Origin of the sequence: Pseudomonas sp. Pse79, from assembly GCF_024519615.1 — a bacterium.
GTDB classification, from domain to species: Bacteria; Pseudomonadota; Gammaproteobacteria; order Pseudomonadales; family Pseudomonadaceae; genus Aquipseudomonas; species Aquipseudomonas veronii.
The window spans coordinates 496,189-514,719 of sequence record NZ_JALJRR010000002.1; the positions used below are offsets into that span (position 1 = coordinate 496,189).

Consider the following 18,531-nt stretch of genomic DNA (forward strand, 5'->3'; position numbering starts at 1 on the left):
TTATCCTCGGATCGCCCAGAAGGCCAGGTTCAAGCCCGGGAACTGCCCGGCGATATGGAAGGCGAAGCCGCCGGAATTGCTCAACTGCTGCCAGTGCTCGCTGCCCCGGTCCAGCTCGTAATAGGTCGAGCCTGCGTGGTACGGCAGTTGGCGCGGCGCCACCGGCAACGGCAGCAGGCCAATGCCGGGCAGTTGCAGGTTGACCAGGTCGCGAATGTGCTCCACCGAGCCGACTTTGCTCTGCTGGCCGAAGCGCGCGCGCAGGGTCTCGCCGGGCACATCGGCGCGTACCACGAGGATGAAACTGGCGCTGTCGATCAGGGTTTTGTCGGCGAGCATGGCCACGTGGATGCCGTAGGCTTTCTCGACGATCGGGATCGGCGTGGCCTTGCTGTCGATCAACATCGACAGCGCTTCACGCAGGGCCTGCATCACCGGGGCAAAACTCAAGGCCAGGTCGTCGTGCTGGTACTGCGGGTATTCCTGGGGGCGCCGGCCGGTGGTGGAGAAGGTAGCGAACTCACCGGCCAGGCTGACCAGTTCGCTGAACAACCGCTCCGGGTGCAGCGGGCTCAGTTGGCTGAGGTGCTGGATCAGCGGCTGGGCACGGTTGACCAGTTGCAACAGCATGAAGTCGGCAATCTCCGACGCGCCGCCCGCGCCCGAGGCGACCACACGCCCGGCCAGGGCTTCGCCGCGCTGGTGCAGCAGGCCGAGCAGTTCGCTGCGAAACGCGGTCAGCGGTTTGCTCGCGGCCACATCGAGGACTGGCGGGATGTAGCTGTCGTCGAGGACCAGCGCACGGTCGGCGCGTTTTTCCTTGATACGCACCAGGCCGATCGCGGCGTAATCGCTGATGCCGTCCTGCGCGGTCAACAGGCGCAGCGCACGGGAGCCGACGGCCACCGGGGCGCGGTTCTCGAACGGTGCGTTGTCGTCACGCACTTCGCGCACCTGGCTCACGTAGCGGGCGGCGCCAAGCGCTTCGCCGTCGTCGACGGTGTCGCGGGCCCCTGCGCGCTTGAGCGGCAAGGCCAGGTAGACGAGACCGTCGCGCAGGCTATCGTCGATATTCAGCGGGCTGGGCGCCAAGTCATCCTGGGGGATATTGAACGGCGTGCCGTCGGGCAGCAGGCCGCGTGCCGACACAATCGCCAGCTTGCCCTGGGCCAGCAGGCCCTGATCGATCAGCAGCTCGGAAAACCCCCAGGCCCCGGCCGACAACGGGCGACTGCGGGCGTCGATCAGGTTTTCCAGGTAACGGTCATGCTGCTGGAAGTGCTGCGTTCCGATGAACATGCCTTCCGACCAGACCACGCGATTGTTCCAGGACATGGGGGCTCCGATTGCTTGTTATTGGGCTGGGCTGGATGGGGAAACCACGACGTCCGCACGCACGGCGCGCACATCGAGGCTGATCTGGTATTCGGTGTATTGGCGCGGCGGCACGTTGAGCACCGTGCGCCATTGCGCGCGGTCCAGCTCGCGGTAGCCCACCAACAGGCCGATCTGGCGGGTGGACGGGTCGAGGTCGCGCTGGATGCTCAACTGCTGGCCGGGCTGCACCATCACTTCGTCCTGGTCCAGCAGGTCGAGACCGAGGGTGGATTGCGCACGGTCAGCCAGGGCGAAGTAATCCGAACGGCCGAAGGTGGCGGCGTTTTTCAGTTCGAAAATCCGCACCCGCACCGGGGCGGCCTGGCCGTTGGCGCCGGGGTTGAGCCCGGCAATCGCGTGAAAGTGCAGCTCGACGGCAGCGCTGTTCGCTTCAACCTCGGCGGCGCTGGCCTGGGGTTCGGCGACATCCTTGGTACACGCCGCCAGCATCAGCAGGCTGGCCACTGCGAGTAAAAACCTGGGAATCATCCTTCGTCCTCAATGACGTACTTAGCTTTCCGTTTTATCCATGCATTGCGGCTCAGCGACGCTGGCGTGCGCTGTGCTCTTCGTAGGCTCGGCTGAATTCGCGGCCGAACAGGTCCTGGAAATCTTCCTGGGCCTCGCGGGAAATATTGCTGTAGAGCTCGGTGAACTGCTGCCAGTACTGGGCCTGGCGCGAGCCGCTGAACAGGCTCGACAGCCCGCCGGGCTTGCCCATGCGTTCTTCCAGCTGCGCCGGTTCGAAGCGGCTGAGCAGGTGTTTGATCGCCGCTTCCACACCGGCCATCACCGCCAATTGGTGAGCGCGCAGGTCGTCGAAACTGTCGCGCACTGCGATGTCCGGTGCCATAAACGCTTGGTTGCCATGACGCAGCAGCAGCTGTAGCGCTTCGTCGGCATTCGGGGCGAATTTCAACGGATTGTTTTCCGCGGGCTGGATCATCGTCTGCTGCATGCGGAATTCGCCCTTGAGGCTGGCGCGGGCACGCAACACGTCGATCAGGCCTTCGACCATCAGCCGGTAGCTGCGGCCGATGCTTTCCATCTGGGCTTCGGCCTGGGCCTTGTCCAGGCGCAATGGGTCCAGGCCGGCGCCGCGCAGGAAGGCGTGCAAAAGATCGGGTTGCTGGGCGGCGGCCACCGGGAGCACAGGCTCGACCACAGGTGGCGGCGCGATCACCGGCGCAGGCGGTGGCGGTGCGCTGACCACCGGCGCCGGTGTGTCGCCAAACAGGTCCCAATCCTCAGGGATGACCGAGCCCGACGCGGCCGGCGGCTCGACCACCGGCACCGGCACGGCCACCGGCACCGGCACGGCCACCGGGGTCGGCGGGCGGAAGTCGTGTTGCTCGGACGGCACATGATCGGCCACGGTCGGCGGCGGCACGGCGGTCGGGCTGAGAAAATCGAAGAGGTCCGGCAAGGTGTCCATCGACGACGCGCCCTGGAACTGCGGCGCGATCACTGGCGTGGCTACCGGCTTGCTGGCGACGGCGCCCATCAGCGCTTCAAAACTGTTCGGGGAATCCCCGGCAAACGCCTGGCTATCCACAGCCTGTACGTTGAAATCGATGCGCGCCTGGATTTCGTAATCACCGATGCGGATCAGCTCGCCATCCTGCAACGGCTCGCTATTACCCCGACGCAGACGGATGCCGGCGTTAACCAACTCCACACCGTTTGTACTGTTATCGGTTAAATAATAACGACCATCTTTGTATTGAATTACGCAATGTTTCGAGGACACCAGACGCTCAGGATCAGGCAATACCCAGTCATTATCCGAGCTGCGGCCGATAGCCATCGAGCCCTGGTTCAAGGACTTTTCGGCACACTGCCCAGGGGTAATCTTGTGATAACTAGTGATAGTCAAACACAGCGACATCTTGCCTCCTTGCTGATACTTCGCGCGCAATCGATTCCCGGCGAGCGCCTTTCCCGAGAGATCGCGCCAGGCGACGCAAACCACGGTCATAATCTGCTTTTTGCCAGCATGATCGCAGATCTTAACTGGCCTCAATGACAAAAACCCTATCGTGGAACACCACTCGACTCACCAGTCGCGCAGGTTGTTAAGTACCGCACATCTGTCACAGAGGGCGAATAGCTTACCTTGACAAGCCATAACTACTACACCAAAAATGCACAACTTCTTGAATACCAGTGATGGCACATTAGTGGCGCCACGTGTATATGACCAAGAAAACATGCAAAGTTCATCACGCAACTAATGCATGAATTGCCCGTCATCTAACGGGCCGATAGGGAGATCGATTTCAGTGGATGTGCCGTTGCTGCTCGCCGCCGTTTCCGCGACTTCGCCATGTGGCGAAGACATGGAATATGACGCGCAATTTCTACAACTGGAGCGTGATGCCAAGGGGCAGCCCGAGCGCAGCATGGGCGACGCCATCCTGCCTGCCGAACCGCCGGACTGGCGCAGCATCCAGCAGCAAAGCCTCGACCTGTTGCAACGCAGCAAAGACCTGCGCATCACCCATTTCCTGCTGCAAAGCGCCCTCGCCCTCCAGGGTGTGGTCGGGTTGGCCGACGCGCTCACGCTGATCAACGCGCTGCTGCGCGAATACTGGGCCGACCTGCACCCGCGCCTGGATGCCGACGACGATAACGACCCCACCGTGCGTATCAACGCCCTGTCCGGCTTGACCGGCGACGCGACGATCCGCCTGCTGCGCGAAAGCATCCTCACGCGCTCGCGCACCTTCGGCGCCGTGAGCCTGCGCGCCGCGCTGAACGCCAGCGGCCTGATGAGTTTTCCCGATGAACAACTCGGCGCCCAGCAGCTCAACGCCGCGTTCCTCGACAGCGACCCCGAGCAACTGCAAGCCACCCGCGACGCCTTGAGCACCGCGCGTGCCGCCTGCGAAGCCATCGAACAACAGGTCAGCGACCAGGTCGGCTCGGCCCAGGGCGTCGACCTCAGCCTGTTGAAGCAACCGCTCAAGCAGGCGCTGCAGATCCTCAGCCAATTTGTACCGAACGGTGAGACCAGCAGCCGCGAACCCGAGGCCGTCAGTGACGACAATGCCCCCTCGGCCGACTTCGCCGCCGCCCCCACCGCACCGCGCCCCAGCGGCGACATCGCCAACCGCGATGACGTGCTGCGCAGCCTCGACAAGATCCTTGCGTACTACACCCGTCACGAGCCTTCGAGCCCGCTGCCGGTGTTGTTGAACCGCGCAAAGCATCTGGTGCATGCCGACTTCGCGGCCATCGTGCGCAATCTGATTCCCGACGGCATGTCCCAATTTGAAAACCTGCGTGGCCCGGACGGCGAGTAAGCCGCCCGACTGCGCAGTAACAACACCGTCGCTCAAGCGACCAGGAGCAGCAACGTGGCGAAGCAAAGTTCTCAGAAATTCATCGCGCGCAACCGCGCGCCTCGAGTGCAGATCGAGTACGACGTCGAGCTCTACGGCGCCGAGAAAAAGGTCCAGCTGCCCTTCGTGATGGGTGTGATGGCCGACCTCGCCGGCAAACCCGCCGAGCCCCTCGCGCCCGTGGCCGACCGCAAGTTCCTTGAAGTAGACGTCGACAACTTCGACTCGCGCCTCAAGGCCATGCAACCGCGCGTAGCGTTCCACGTACCCAACGAGCTGACCGGCGAAGGCAACCTGAGCCTGGACATCACTTTCGAAAGCATGGACGACTTCAGCCCGGCCGCCGTGGCCCGCAAGGTCGATGCGCTGAACAAGCTGCTCGAAGCCCGTACCCAGTTGGCCAACCTGCTGACCTACATGGACGGCAAGACCGGCGCTGAAGAAATCATCATGAAAGCGATCAAGGACCCGGCATTGCTGCAGGCCCTTGCGAGCGCGCCGAAGCCGGCAGGGGAGCAGTAATCATGACCGAGAATACCGTGCGCGAAAGCGCTCAGAACCTGGGCGCCACCGAAGAAACCAGCGAGTTCGCCTCGCTGTTGCTGCAAGAGTTCAAACCGAAGACCGAGCGTGCCCGCGAAGCCGTGGAAACCGCCGTGCGGACACTCGCCGAGCAGGCGCTGGCACAGACTGACCTGGTGTCCAACGACGCGATCAAGTCGATCGAATCGATCATCGCCGCCATCGACGCCAAGCTCACCGCCCAGGTCAACCAGATCATCCACCACCCGGATTTCCAGCAGCTGGAAAGCGCCTGGCGTGGCCTGCACTACCTGGTCAACAACACCGAGAGCGATGAGCAGCTGAAGATCCGCGTGCTCAACATCTCCAAGCCGGACCTGCACAAGACCCTGAAGAAATTCAAGGGCACCGCCTGGGATCAGAGCCCGATCTTCAAGAAGATGTACGAAGAAGAATACGGCCAGTTCGGCGGCGAACCTTACGGTTGCCTGGTCGGCGACTACTACTTCGACCAGTCGCCACCGGATGTCGAGCTGTTGGGCGAATTGTCCAAAGTCTGCGCCGCCATGCACGCCCCGTTCATCGCGGCCGCTTCGCCGACCGTGATGGGCATGGGCTCGTGGCAGGAACTGTCGAACCCGCGCGACCTGACCAAGATCTTCACCACCCCGGAATACGCCGGCTGGCGCTCGCTGCGTGAATCGGAAGACTCGCGCTACATCGGCCTGACCATGCCGCGCTTCCTCGCGCGCCTGCCGTATGGCGCCAAGACCGACCCGGTGGAAGCCTTCGCCTTCGAAGAAAACACCGACGGCGCCGACAGCTCCAAGTACACCTGGGCCAACGCCGCCTACGCGATGGCGGTGAACATCAACCGTTCGTTCAAACACTACGGCTGGTGCTCGCGCATCCGTGGCGTGGAGTCCGGCGGTGAAGTGGAAAACCTGCCGGCCCACACGTTCCCTACCGATGACGGTGGCGTGGACATGAAGTGCCCGACCGAAATTGCCATCAGCGACCGTCGTGAAGCGGAGCTGGCGAAGAACGGTTTCATGCCGCTGCTGCACAAGAAGAACACCGACTTCGCCGCGTTCATCGGCGCGCAGTCGCTGCAGAAGCCGGCCGAGTACGACGACCCGGACGCCACCGCCAACGCCAACCTGGCCGCACGCCTGCCGTACCTGTTCGCCACCTGCCGTTTCGCGCACTACTTGAAGTGCATCGTGCGCGACAAGATCGGTTCCTTCAAAGAGAAGGACGAAATGCAGCGCTGGTTGCAGGACTGGATCCTCAACTACGTCGACGGCGACCCGGCGCACTCCACCGAAACCACCAAGGCCCAGCACCCACTGGCGGCAGCCGAAGTGATCGTGGAAGACGTCGAGGGCAACCCGGGTTATTACAACTCCAAGTTCTACCTGCGCCCGCACTACCAGCTCGAAGGGCTGACCGTGTCGCTGCGCCTGGTATCGAAACTGCCGTCGGCGAAAAGCGCGTAAAAAATCGGGACTGGCTCGCTCCCTGTAGGAGCGAGCTTGCTCGCGAAAAACTTGAAGGCGCTGCGTTCATCCAGGATGCCCGCGTCACCGTTGACGACCTTCGCGAGCAAGCTCGCTCCTACAGGGGTCGGCGGCGTTAACAAATACAGTGGCTGAGTCCACACAGGGAGAAAACATGGCTGTTGATATTTTCATCAAGATCGGCGACATCAAGGGCGAGTCCATGGACAAAGCCCACAAGGACGAAATCGACGTACTGAACTGGAGCTGGGGCATGTCCCAGTCCGGCAACATGCACGTAGGCGGTGGCGGCGGCGCGGGCAAGGTGAACATCCAGGACCTGTCGCTGACCAAGTACGTCGACAAGGCCTCGCCGAACCTGATGATGCACTGCGCCAGCGGCAAGCACATCGACAAGGTCAAGCTGACCGTGCGCAAGGCCGGTGGCGAAAGCCAGGTCGAATACATGGTGATCAACCTGGAAGAAGTGCTGGTCACGTCCCTGAGCACTGGCGGTTCGGGCTCCGATGATCGCCTGACCGAAAACGTCACCCTGAACTTCGCCCAGGTGATGGTCGACTACCAACCGCAGAAAGCCGACGGCACCAAAGACGGCGGCGCGATCAAATTTGGCTGGAACATCCGTTCCAACACCAAGCGCTGATAGCCCTGGCGGCCGTGGCCCAGCGCCACGGCCACAGGCACTTTGTCCCTCTCGCAACCCGTCCGTGGAGCTGCTTTGGTGGTAACTGAAATCGCTTCCCGCGACCGTCTGCAACCGTCCCTGTTGGACCGGTTGACCGACGACGACCCAACCAACCCGAAGGAAAGCGCCGACAAGCGCGTGCTGTCCCTCACCCAATTGAAGGCCTCGGTGCTGCGTGACCTGGCGTGGCTGCTCAACACCACGTCGTTGCTCGACGCCGATGCCACCCTGCACACCCCGGCCGGCACCTCGGTGGTCAATTACGGCCTGCCGGCGCTGGCGGGCAACAGTGTTTCCAGCGTCGACATCAAGGCCCTGGAAGCCCTGATCTACCAGGCGATCGCCACCTTTGAGCCACGTATTCTGCGCCACACCCTGCGGGTCAAAGCCCGTGTCGGCCATGGCGAGATGAACCACAACGCCCTGAGCTTCGAGATCGAAGGCGACCTGTGGGCACAGCCGGTGCCGTTGCGCCTGCTGCTGCAAACCGACCTGGACCTGGAGTCGGGCCATGTACGCGTGGTCAACGCCGACCAGCGGAGACGCCCATGAACCCGCGCCTGCTGGAGCTGTACAACCAGGAACTGCACCACGTGCGCGAAAGCGCCGCCGAGTTCGCCAAGGAATACCCGAAGATCGCCAGTCGGCTGAGCCTGTCCGGCATGGACTGCGACGACCCCTACGTCGAACGTCTGCTCGAAGGCTTTGCCTACCTCACGGCCCGCGTGCAGCTCAAGCTCGACGCCGAGTACCCGACCTTCACCCACAACCTGCTGGAGATCGCCTACCCGCACTACCTGGCGCCGACCCCGTCGATGACCGTGGTGCAACTGCAGACCGACCCGGATGAAGGCTCCCTGGCCAGCGGTTTCCCGTTGCCGCGCGACAGCGTATTGCGCGCCGCGTTGGGCCGCGAAACCCAGACCTGCTGCGAGTACCGCACCGCTCACCCGGTGACGCTGTGGCCGTTGCAGGTCAGCCACGCCGAGTACTTCGGCAACCCCGCCGCCGTGCTCGGACGCCTGGCGGCCAGCGAACCGAAAGCCAAGGCCGGTTTGCGCCTGACCCTGCGCACCGGCGCCGAGTTGCCGTTCAACAGCCTCGCGCTGGACAACCTGCCGCTGTACCTCAGCGGCGCCGATGAGCAACCGTTCCGCCTCTACGAACAATTGCTGGGCAATGCCTGCGCGGTGTTTGCGCGCAAGCCGGGGGGCGATTGGGTCGAGCGCCTGCCGCAGGACGCGCTGCGCTCGCGCGGTTTCGACGACGCCGACGCGGCCATGCCCGTGGTGGCGCGGGCGTTCCAGGGCTATCGGTTGCTGCAGGAATACTTCGCCCTGCCCCACCGCTTCCTGTTCGTCGAGTTCGCCGAACTGGGCCGTGCGGTCAAGCGTTGCGACGGCCAGGAACTGGAACTGATCGTGCTGTTCGACCGCCACGAACCGAGCCTGGAAGGCAGCGTCGGTGCCGCGCAGTTCCTGCCGTTCTGCACCCCGGCGATCAACCTGTTCCCGAAACGCGTAGACCGTATCCACTTGTCCGACCGGGTCAACGAACACCATGTGATCGCCGACCGCACGCGGCCGATGGATTTCGAGATTCACTCCCTCGACGGCATCACCGGCCATGGCACCGGGCCGGAGCAGCCGTTCCTGCCGTTCTATGCGGTGCGCGACCCCTCGCGTTATGGCCGCGACCAGGCGTACTACACCGTGCGCCGTGAGCCGCGGGTGCTGTCCAGCGACCAGCGGCGCAACGGCCCGCGCTCCACCTACGTGGGCAGCGAAACCTTCGTCAGCCTGGTGGACAGCCAGCAAGCGCCCTATCGCCACGACCTGCGCCAACTCGGCGTGAGCGCGCTGTGTACCAACCGCGACTTGCCGCTGTTCATGAGCGTGGGCAATGGCAAGACCGACTTCACCCTCGCCGACAGCGCCCCGGTGCTGGCCGTGCGCTGCGTCGCCGGGCCGAGCCGCCCGCGCGCCAGCCACGCCCATGACGCCAAGGCCTGGCGCCTGATCAGCCAGCTGTCGCTCAACTACTTGTCCCTGAGCGAACAGGGCCAGGGCGCAGGCGCCTTGCGCGAACTGTTGCGCCTGTATGGCGACAGCAACGACGCCGCCCTGCAATTGCAGATCGAAGGCCTGCGCGAAGTCAGCAGCAAAGCGGTGACCCGGCGCCTGCCGATGCCAGGCCCGATCGTGTTTGGGCGCGGCCTGGAAATCACCTTGGAATTCGATGAAAACGCGTTTCGCGGCACCGGCGTGTTCCTGCTCGGTGCGGTACTGGAACGCTTCCTGGCACGCTACGTGTCGATCAACAGTTTTACCGAGACGGTGATCCGTACCACCGAACGCGGCGAGATCATGCGATGGAAAGCCAAGCCCGGACGTCGTCCGACCCTGTGAGTACCCTGGATGCGATGCACCAGGAGCCCTGGGAATACGATTTCTTCCAGGCGCTGCGGCGTATCGAGTGCGAATCGCCGGACCTGCCGCGCCTGGGCCAGTCCCTGCGCCTGGCGGACGACCCGCTGCGCCTCGGGCAACAGGCCGACTGCACCTTCGCCCCGGCCACCCTGGCCTCGGTCGACCCCGCTGGCGACGGCAAGCCAGCGCGGCTGCAGCAGTACTTTTTCGGCCTCGGCGGCCCCAACGGCCCGCTGCCGCTGCACATCACCGAGTACGTGCGCGAACGCCAGCGCAACAATGCCGACAGCACCAGCAAACAGTTCCTGGATATCTTCCACCATCGCCTGTTGAGCCTGTTCTACCGGGCCTGGGCCGAGGCGCGGCCGACCGTCAGCCACGACCGCCCGGACGATGATTACTGGTCGGCGCGCCTCGCGGCCTTGAGCGGTCGGGGCATGCCGAGCCTGCTCAACCAGGGGCTGATCCCCGACACGGCAAAGCTGCATTACAGCGGCCACCTGTCGGCGCAGACCCGCTACCCGGATGGCTTGAAGGCGATCCTTGGCGAGTACTTCGGCCTGCCGGTAGAGATCGAAGAATACATCGGCCAATGGCTCGAGCTGCCCGAGCGCAGTCGCGTCGGGGTCAGCGCCAACCGGCTCGGCGTGGACTTCTGCCTGGGCAGCCATGTGTGGGACCGCCAGCACAAATTCCGCATCCGCCTGGGCCCGCTCGCGCTGGACGACTACATGGGCATGCTGCCCGGCAGCCAGCCGTTCAACGAGCTGGTGGCCTGGGTGGCCGAGTACCTGGGCCATGAATTGGACTGGGACTTGAACCTGGTTCTGCAACAACCCGAAGTCCCGGCGCTGCAACTCAACGGCCGGTTCCGCCTGGGCTTCAACACCTGGCTCGGCCGCCCTGCGGTTGATGCCAACGACCTAATCCTGGCCCGGCATTACGCCGATCACGCCACCACCTCAAGGAATCCAGAGCATGGGTGAAATCAGTCGCGCCGCACTGTTCGGCAAACTCAACAGCGTGGCCTACAAAGCCATCGAAGCCGCCACGGTGTTCTGCAAGCTGCGGGGCAATCCGTATGTGGAACTGGCCCACTGGTTTCACCAGTTGCTGCAACTGCAGGACTCGGACCTGCACCGCATCATCCGTCAGTTCAACGTGGAACCGGCGCGCCTGGCCCGCGACCTGACCGAAGCCCTTGACCGCCTGCCGCGGGGCTCGACTTCGATCACCGACCTGTCCTCCCATGTGGAAGAAGCCGTAGAGCGCGGCTGGGTCTACGGCAGCCTGATGTTCGGCGAAAGCCAGGTGCGTACCGGTTATCTGCTGCTGGGCATTCTGAAGACGCCGAGCCTGCGCCATGCGCTGTTGGGTTTGTCGGCGGAGTTCGACAAGGTCAAGGCCGAAGCCCTGAGCGAACGCTTTGACGAGTACGTCGGCGACTCGCCGGAGAATGCGTTGACGGCCAGCGACGGTTTCAACGCCGGCGCCGTTCCGGGCGAAGCCAGCGGTGCGATGGCGCCGAGTGCGATGGGCAAGCAGGAAGCGCTCAAGCGTTTCACGGTCGACCTGACCGAACAGGCACGCAGCGGCAAGCTCGACCCGATCGTCGGCCGCGACGAAGAGATCCGCCAGTTGGTGGATATCCTCATGCGTCGACGCCAGAACAACCCGATCCTCACCGGTGAAGCCGGCGTGGGCAAGACTGCCGTGGTCGAAGGCTTCGCCCTGCGCATCGTCGCCGGCGACGTGCCGCCCGCGCTGAAAGACGTGGAACTGCGCAGCCTCGACGTCGGCCTGCTGCAAGCCGGCGCCAGCATGAAAGGCGAATTCGAACAGCGCCTGCGCCAGGTCATCGAAGACGTCCAGGCCTCGCCGAAGCCGATCATCCTGTTCATCGACGAAGCCCACACCCTGGTGGGTGCCGGTGGTGCCGCCGGCACCGGTGACGCAGCCAACCTGCTCAAACCGGCCCTGGCCCGCGGCACCTTGCGTACCGTGGCCGCGACCACCTGGGCCGAGTACAAGAAACACATCGAAAAAGACCCGGCCCTGACCCGCCGTTTCCAGGTAGTGCAGGTGGCCGAACCGTCGGAAGACAAGGCGCTGCTGATGATGCGCGGCGTGGCCTCGACCATGGAGAAACACCATCAGGTGCAGATCCTCGACGAAGCACTGGAAGCCTCGGTGAAGCTGTCCCACCGCTACATCCCGGCGCGCCAGTTGCCGGATAAATCCGTCAGCCTGCTGGACACCGCCTGCGCCCGCGTCGCCATCAGCCTGCATGCGGTGCCGGCCGAAGTCGACGACAGCCGTCGCCGCATCGAAGCCCTGGAAACCGAGCTGCAGATCATCGCCCGCGAGCATGCGATCGGCATCGCCATCGGGGCACGCCAGAGCAACAGCGAAGCCCTGCTGAGTGCCGAGCGCGAGCGCCTGGCCAGCCTGGAAAGCCGCTGGGCCGAAGAGAAAACCCTGGTCGATGAGTTGCTCGCCACCCGCGCGACGTTGCGTGAAAAAGTCGGCGTGGTCGACAGCGGCAACGATGAGTTGCGTGCGCAATTGGTCGACCTGCAGCAGCGCCTCACCGCGCTGCAAGGCGAAACCCCGCTGATCCTGCCGACCGTGGATTACCAGGCCGTGGCCTCGGTGGTCGCCGACTGGACCGGCATCCCGGTCGGCCGCATGGCGCGCAACGAACTGGAAACCGTGCTCAACCTCGACCAGCACCTGAAGAAACGCATCATCGGCCAGGACCACGCCTTGCAGATGATCGCCAAGCGCATCCAGACCTCCCGCGCCGGCCTCGACAACCCGAGCAAGCCGATCGGCGTGTTCATGCTGGCCGGCACCTCCGGCGTGGGCAAGACCGAAACCGCCCTGGCCCTGGCCGAAGCCATGTACGGCGGCGAGCAGAACGTCATCACCATCAACATGAGCGAGTTCCAGGAAGCCCACACCGTGTCGACCCTCAAGGGCGCGCCACCGGGCTACATCGGCTACGGCGAAGGCGGCGTGCTGACCGAAGCGGTACGGCGCAAACCCTACAGCGTGGTGCTGCTGGACGAGGTGGAAAAAGCCCACCCGGACGTACACGAGATCTTCTTCCAGGTGTTCGACAAGGGCGTGATGGAAGACGGCGAAGGCCGGGTCATCGACTTCAAGAACACGCTGATCCTGCTGACCACCAACGCCGGCACCGAGTTGATTTCCCAGGTCTGCAAAGACCCGGCGAACATCCCCGCGCCGGAAGACATTGCCAAAGCCCTGCGCCAGCCGCTGCTGGAAATTTTCCCGCCCGCACTGCTCGGCCGACTGGTGACCATCCCGTATTACCCGCTGAGCGACGAGATGCTCAAGGCGATCACCCGCCTGCAACTCGAGCGCATCAAGAAGCGTGTGCAGAACACCCACAAAGTCGCCTTCGATTACGACGACGCGGTGGTCGATTTGATCGTCTCGCGCTGCACCGAGACCGAAAGCGGCGGGCGCATGATCGACACGATCCTCACCAACAGCCTGCTGCCGGACATGAGCCGTGAATTCCTCACGCGCATGCTCGAAGGCAAGGCGCTGGCGGGTGTGCGGATCAGTAGCCGGGATAATGAATTGCACTATCAGTTCAACGATTGACCTGAAGAAACACGATCAAAAATGTGGGAGGGGGCTTGCCCCCGATGGCGGTGAATCAGTCACCTGATACATCAACTGACACACTGCTATCGGGGGCAAGCCCCCTCCCACATTTTGATTGGGTTCCTTCAGCTATTAGGGTACTTCGATGCTATTCAACCAAACCTCACGCCTGGCCAAGATCACCAGCCCCCTCGGGCCGGACGTGCTGTTGCTCAATCAAATGGGTGGCGGCGAAGAGTTGGGTCGGCTGTTCGCCTATGAGCTGCAACTGACCTCCCTGGACGCCAACATCGACCTCAACCAGTTGCTGGGCAAGCCGATGAGCGTCGGCGTGCAATTGGCGGACGGCGGCGAGCGGCACTTTCACGGCATCGTCGCGCAGTGCAGCCAGAGCATCGACCAGGGCCAGTTCGCCAGCTACCAGGTGACGCTGCGCCCGTGGCTGTGGCTGCTGAGCCGCACGTCGGACTGCCGGATTTTCCAGAACCTGAGCATCCCGCAGATCATCAAGCAAGTGTTCCGCGACCTCGGCTTTTCCGACTTTGAAGACGCCCTGAGCCGGCCGTACCGCGAGTGGGAATACTGCGTGCAGTACCGCGAGACCAGCTTCGATTTCGTCAGCCGCTTGATGGAACAGGAAGGCATTTACTACTTCTTCCGCCATGAACAGGACCGCCACGTGCTGGTACTGGCCGATGCCTACGGCGCCCACGCCACGGCGCCGGGCTACGTGTCGATTCCGTACTACCCCAAGGACGAGCAGCAACGCGAACGCGACCACCTGTACAACTGGCACCTGGCCCAGCAAGTGCAGCCGGGCTCGCTGGAGCTCAACGACTACGACTTCCAGCGCCCCAGCGCGAGCATCGACGTGCGCTCGGCGATGCCACGCCCGCACGCCGCCGGCGACTACCCGCTGTACGACTACCCCGGCACCTACGTGCAAAGCGCGGACGGCGAACACTACGCGCGCACCCGCATCGAAGCCCTGCAAACCCTGCATGAACAAATCGAATTCAACGGCAACGCCCGCGGCCTCGGTTCCGGCCATCTGTTCAGCCTCACCGGCTTCAGCCGCCAGGACCAGAACCGCGAATACCTGATCGTCGGCTGCCGCTATTACATCGTTCAGGAAAGCCTGGAAAGCGGCGGCGGCTCCAGCTCGGCGCAGTTCGACAGCAGCCTGACCTGCATCGATGCCCAACAAAGCTTCCGCCCGCTGGCCAACACCTATCGCCCCATCGTCAAAGGCCCGCAGACCGCGCTGGTGGTCGGCCCCAAAGGCGAGGAAATCTGGACCGACCAGTACGGCCGCGTGAAGGTGCATTTCTACTGGGACCGCCACGACCAGTCCAACGAAAACAGCTCGTGCTGGATACGCGTATCGCAATCCTGGGCCGGCAAGAACTGGGGCTCGATGCAGATCCCACGGATCGGCCAGGAGGTGATTGTGAGCTTTCTGGAAGGCGACCCGGACCGGCCGATTATTACTGGGCGGGTGTACAACGCGGAGCAGACGGTGCCCTACGATTTGCCGGAGAACGCGACCCAGAGCGGCATGAAAAGTCGTTCGAGCAAGGGCGGCACGCCAGCCAACTTCAATGAAATCCGCATGGAGGACAAGAAGGGGGTGGAACAGTTGTATATCCATGCCGAGCGCAATCAGGACATCGTCGTCGAGGTGGATGAGAGCCACTCGGTGGGGCATGACCGCAACAAGAGTATTGGGCACAACGAGACGGTGACGATTGGCAACAACCGCCTGCGCATCGTCAAGCAGGAAGACATCCTCTCGGTGGGCCAGAGGAAGACCGACAGCATCAGCCAGAGTTACGTCATCGAAGTGGGCGAAAACCTACGCCTGGTCTGCGGCGAAAGCATCCTGGAGTTGAACGCCAGCGGGCAGATCAACCTCACCGGCGTGCAAATCAGCTTCTACGCCAGCGGCGATGCCGAGTTCAACACCGGCGGCGTGCTGCACCTGAACAATGGCGGCGGCCCCGGCGCGACGCCCGATGGTCAAGGCATAAAAGCCAGCATCGACGCCAACATCAAAGCCGCGTTCCCCGCGCCTAAAAGCTCCTGACGAGACCTGTCTTCCATGACGTACCGAATCAACGAATTCCAGTTCCAACTGCCGGCCGGCGAGCTGCAGGACGCGTCGATCAATATCCTCAAGTTCCCCGAGCTGGGCACTTCCCTGATCGTCAGCCGCAGCCTGCTCGCCGAAGGCGAAACCCTGCACAGCAACTTCGACGACCAACTCAAGCGCCTGGAAAAACAGGTGCAGGACTTGCGCTGCCAACCGAGCGTCACCGTGCGCTTGGGCGCCGCCCAAGAGGTGGAAGGTATCGAGCTGCGCAGCCAGTTCAACAAGGGCAATGACAAGGTGTTCCAGTATCAACTGGCGTTGGTGTTGCCGGGGACGCGCAAGATGCTCGCCTTGAGTTACGTCAAGGCAGACACGCTGGGGGATGCCGAGGCGGCGCATTGGGCGACGATCAAGAACTCGCTGTCGTTCGACGCTATTTCTTGATGAGCCACTTGTATGTCTGACGCACTCTGGGCCGCTCGCATGGGCGATGCACTGGCCCACACCTCGATGATGGCCGACATCCTCGGCGGTGTGCTGGAGGTGGCTGCCAATATCGCGATCACTGCCGTGGCGACTGCTGCCGTTGTCGCTGCCACAGGGATTACCGTCGTGACCGGCGGGTTGGGGTGCTTCCTGTTGGGCGCGGTGGTGGGCACGATTGTTGGCCTTGCCATGAGCAAGACCGGTGCAGACAAAGGCCTGACGAATTTATGCGATAGCTTCAGCAATGCCCTTTTCCCGCCCACAGTACAGGCGAATATTCTCACCGGCTCAACCGATACCCTGACCAACAACATCCCTGCCGCCCGGGCCGCCGGGGCGATCAGCTCTCATGTGGCGCCGGCAGGCACCGAACTGGAAGCACCCGAGCCGGAACCCGAGGCCAGTTATCTGGACATGGCCGAGAGTTTCTTCTCGCAGATGTGGCGCCCCACGGTTGCCACTCCGGCGCCAGGCGCCGTGCCAAAGCCGTTGGACTTGGTCGCGTGCATGAAGCATCCACCGATGCCGCCGCAGTTTCTCGCCGAAGGTTCGTCCAAGGTCACGATCAATGGTCAACCGGCGGTGCGCAGCGGCGACCGCAGTACGTGCGACGCCAGCGTGGTGTCTTCCGGGCTGATTTCATCCAACGTGACGATTGGCGGCGGCTCAGTGGTGGTGCGGGAAATCCGCAGCGGCAAGACACCCGGCGTCGGGCTCGCAGTCACGGCGTTGTTGATGCTCAAGGGCGGCAAGGGCAAGTTCTTCAGCAAGCTGCCGTGCATGCTGATCGGCGGCGCGACTTCGATGGCGGTCAGCAGTGCAATGGGCGCGATGGCCAACGCGGCCATGGGCTCGTCCAACCCGGTGCATGCGGCGACCGGCGCGAAAGTGCTGGGCGATGTCGAGGAGCTGGATTTCGTGCTGCCCGGCATCCTGCCAATCGACTGGCAACGCATCTACAACAGCCGCGACGAACGCCCCGGCAGTCTGTTCGGCGCGGGCTGGAGTGTCGCCTATGAGGTGTGCGTCGAGGTCCGCCCTCATCCCGACGGCGGCGATACGCTGGTCTACACCGATGAGCAGGGCCGACCGATCGACATGGGCTCGATTGCCCTGGGCGGCGCGGTGTTCAGTGCCGGTGAAGGACTCTCCGTGCGGCGCCACCTCAACGGGCAGTTGCTGATCGAAAGTGATGACGGCCTGTACCGGCTGTTCGAACCGACCCCGACCAATGCTGGCTTGCTTCGCCTGACTCAGCTCGGTGACCGCAACGACAACCGTATCCACGTCGACTATGACGCCGCCGGGCGCCTGGTGCGCCTGCGCGATACTTTCGATCTGGTGCAAGTCGAACTGGTGCGCGAGCGTGAACGCGTCACTCATATCGAACGCATCTATCCCGATCAACGCCGCGAAGTGCTCGTCAGCTATACCTACGACACGGCGGGAAATCTGGCTGAGGTACGCGATACCACCGGCCAGGTGCAGCGGCGCTTCGCCTACGACGCCGGGCGCCGGATGGTGGAGCATCAGTTGCCCACCGGGTTGCGTTGCTTCTATGAATGGGCGCTGGTCGAAGACCTGGAATGGCGCGTGGTCCGGCACTGGACCGACGAGGGTGACGCCTACCAGTTCGACTATGACTTGAAAGCCGGCCTCACCCGCATTACCGACGGCTTGCAACGCGTCAGCAGCCGCCACTGGAATACCCAGCACCAGATCATTCAATACAGCGACAACCTCGGCCAGACCTGGTTGTTCGAGTGGAACGACGAACGCCAATTGCTCAGTGCCACCGATCCACAGGGTGGGCGCTACGCATACAGTTACGACGAGGCCGGCAACCTGATCGGCGATTCCGACCCGCTGGGCCGCAGCGATTCGACGCTGTGGCTGGAACATTGGGCCTTACCGCTGGTGGAAACCGACGCCGCCGGCCACAGCTGGCAGTATCGCTACGACCCGCGCGGCAACTGCATCGCCGAAACCGATCCGCTGGGTCATATCACTCGCTATCGCTACGACGCCCATGGACAGGTCGTGGAAATCGTCGACGCCACGGGTAAACGCAAGAAGCTGCGGTGGAATTCGTTCGGGCAACTGGTCGAGCACATTGACTGCTCGGGTTACCCCACGCGCTTCAGCTATGACGAGCGAGGCTATTTGCAGGTCATCACCGACGCCCTCGGCGAACGCACTCAATTCAGCTATGACGCCAACGGGCGTTTGCTCAGCAGCCAACTGCCGGACGGACGCATTGAGCGCTATCAGCGCGATGTCAGCGGTCAGTTGGTGGGCTACACCGACCCGGCCGGGCACACCACGCTCTACCAGCACAACCGTCGCGGTCAGGTACGCCAGCGCACCGACGCCCATGGCCGGCAGGTGCAATTCGGCTATGACAGCTATGGGCGGCTGCAAGCGCTGGTCAACGAGA

At 63.4% G+C, this 18,531-nt stretch carries 14 protein-coding genes; 11 read left to right on the forward strand and 3 right to left on the reverse strand.

Features of this window, described 5'->3' with window-relative positions:
• The 3 genes from tssK to tagH are packed head-to-tail and all read right to left on the reverse strand — an operon-like array spanning window position 1 to window position 3,265.
• Entirely contained in the window at window positions 1-1,335 is a 1,335-nt protein-coding gene (gene tssK, locus NR164_RS05475) for a type VI secretion system baseplate subunit TssK (protein ID WP_046381634.1), read from the reverse strand.
• 18 nt (window positions 1,336-1,353) lie between these two features.
• Entirely contained in the window at window positions 1,354-1,866 is a 513-nt protein-coding gene (tssJ, locus tag NR164_RS05480) for a type VI secretion system lipoprotein TssJ (RefSeq protein WP_046381633.1), read from the reverse strand.
• A gap of 52 nt (window positions 1,867-1,918) precedes the next feature.
• Window positions 1,919-3,265, reverse strand: a complete 1,347-nt coding sequence (tagH, locus tag NR164_RS05485; protein ID WP_256822424.1) for a type VI secretion system-associated FHA domain protein TagH — start codon at window positions 3,263-3,265, stop codon at window positions 1,919-1,921.
• 394 nt (window positions 3,266-3,659) lie between these two features.
• Between tagH and tssA the strand changes: the two genes are divergently transcribed.
• The 11 genes from tssA to NR164_RS05545 form a co-directional block, all read left to right on the forward strand.
• Window positions 3,660-4,682 carry a type VI secretion system protein TssA gene (gene tssA / locus NR164_RS05490; RefSeq protein WP_046381631.1) on the forward strand — a complete coding sequence of 341 codons (1,023 nt, stop codon included), beginning with the start codon at window positions 3,660-3,662 and terminating at the stop codon, window positions 4,680-4,682.
• 54 nt (window positions 4,683-4,736) lie between these two features.
• Window positions 4,737-5,243, forward strand: a complete 507-nt coding sequence (tssB, locus tag NR164_RS05495) for a type VI secretion system contractile sheath small subunit (RefSeq protein WP_017849978.1) — start codon at window positions 4,737-4,739, stop codon at window positions 5,241-5,243.
• Window positions 5,244-5,245: 2 nt separating this feature from the next.
• Window positions 5,246-6,742 (forward strand): type VI secretion system contractile sheath large subunit, encoded by a 1,497-nt coding sequence (gene tssC, locus NR164_RS05500; RefSeq protein ID WP_017849979.1) that lies wholly within the window; start codon window positions 5,246-5,248, stop codon window positions 6,740-6,742.
• A 175-nt stretch (window positions 6,743-6,917) separates the two neighbouring features.
• Entirely contained in the window at window positions 6,918-7,406 is a 489-nt protein-coding gene (locus NR164_RS05510; RefSeq protein ID WP_003195562.1) for a type VI secretion system tube protein Hcp, read from the forward strand.
• 78 nt (window positions 7,407-7,484) lie between these two features.
• Entirely contained in the window at window positions 7,485-8,000 is a 516-nt protein-coding gene (gene tssE / locus NR164_RS05515) for a type VI secretion system baseplate subunit TssE (RefSeq protein ID WP_005792513.1), read from the forward strand.
• The gene (gene tssF / locus NR164_RS05520; RefSeq protein WP_256822425.1) at window positions 7,997-9,856 is read left to right on the forward strand and encodes a type VI secretion system baseplate subunit TssF; all 1,860 of its coding nucleotides are present in this window, start codon (window positions 7,997-7,999) and stop codon (window positions 9,854-9,856) included. The genes tssE and tssF overlap by 4 nt, the downstream gene beginning before the upstream one ends.
• The gene (gene tssG, locus NR164_RS05525) at window positions 9,820-10,863 is read left to right on the forward strand and encodes a type VI secretion system baseplate subunit TssG (protein WP_046381629.1); all 1,044 of its coding nucleotides are present in this window, start codon (window positions 9,820-9,822) and stop codon (window positions 10,861-10,863) included. The genes tssF and tssG overlap by 37 nt, the downstream gene beginning before the upstream one ends.
• Window positions 10,856-13,513 (forward strand): type VI secretion system ATPase TssH, encoded by a 2,658-nt coding sequence (gene tssH / locus NR164_RS05530; protein WP_057004026.1) that lies wholly within the window; start codon window positions 10,856-10,858, stop codon window positions 13,511-13,513. Before tssG ends, tssH begins: the two co-directional genes overlap by 8 nt.
• Window positions 13,514-13,661: 148 nt before the next feature.
• Window positions 13,662-15,602 (forward strand): type VI secretion system Vgr family protein, encoded by a 1,941-nt coding sequence (locus NR164_RS05535; RefSeq protein WP_256822426.1) that lies wholly within the window; start codon window positions 13,662-13,664, stop codon window positions 15,600-15,602.
• A gap of 15 nt (window positions 15,603-15,617) precedes the next feature.
• Complete coding sequence (locus NR164_RS05540) at window positions 15,618-16,052, forward strand: DcrB-related protein (RefSeq protein ID WP_079444942.1); 435 nt, start codon at window positions 15,618-15,620, stop codon at window positions 16,050-16,052.
• Window positions 16,053-16,064: 12 nt separating this feature from the next.
• A partial coding sequence (locus NR164_RS05545; protein ID WP_256822427.1) for a DUF6531 domain-containing protein occupies window positions 16,065-18,531 on the forward strand: 2,467 nt, incomplete at its 3' end.

What these genes read in the sequence shown, in the direction of transcription:
- tssK (WP_046381634.1), bottom strand. Translation starts at nt 1,335, where the DNA reads ATGTCCTGGAACAATCGCGTGGTCTGGTCGGAAGGCATGTTCATCGGA.
- tssJ (WP_046381633.1), bottom strand. Translation starts at nt 1,866, where the DNA reads ATGATTCCCAGGTTTTTACTCGCAGTGGCCAGCCTGCTGATGCTGGCG.
- tagH (WP_256822424.1), bottom strand. Translation starts at nt 3,265, where the DNA reads ATGTCGCTGTGTTTGACTATCACTAGTTATCACAAGATTACCCCTGGG.
- tssC (WP_017849979.1), top strand. Translation starts at nt 5,246, where the DNA reads ATGACCGAGAATACCGTGCGCGAAAGCGCTCAGAACCTGGGCGCCACC.
- NR164_RS05510 (WP_003195562.1), top strand. Translation starts at nt 6,918, where the DNA reads ATGGCTGTTGATATTTTCATCAAGATCGGCGACATCAAGGGCGAGTCC.
- tssF (WP_256822425.1), top strand. Translation starts at nt 7,997, where the DNA reads ATGAACCCGCGCCTGCTGGAGCTGTACAACCAGGAACTGCACCACGTG.
- tssG (WP_046381629.1), top strand. Translation starts at nt 9,820, where the DNA reads ATGGAAAGCCAAGCCCGGACGTCGTCCGACCCTGTGAGTACCCTGGAT.
- tssH (WP_057004026.1), top strand. Translation starts at nt 10,856, where the DNA reads ATGGGTGAAATCAGTCGCGCCGCACTGTTCGGCAAACTCAACAGCGTG.
- NR164_RS05535 (WP_256822426.1), top strand. Translation starts at nt 13,662, where the DNA reads ATGCTATTCAACCAAACCTCACGCCTGGCCAAGATCACCAGCCCCCTC.
- NR164_RS05540 (WP_079444942.1), top strand. Translation starts at nt 15,618, where the DNA reads ATGACGTACCGAATCAACGAATTCCAGTTCCAACTGCCGGCCGGCGAG.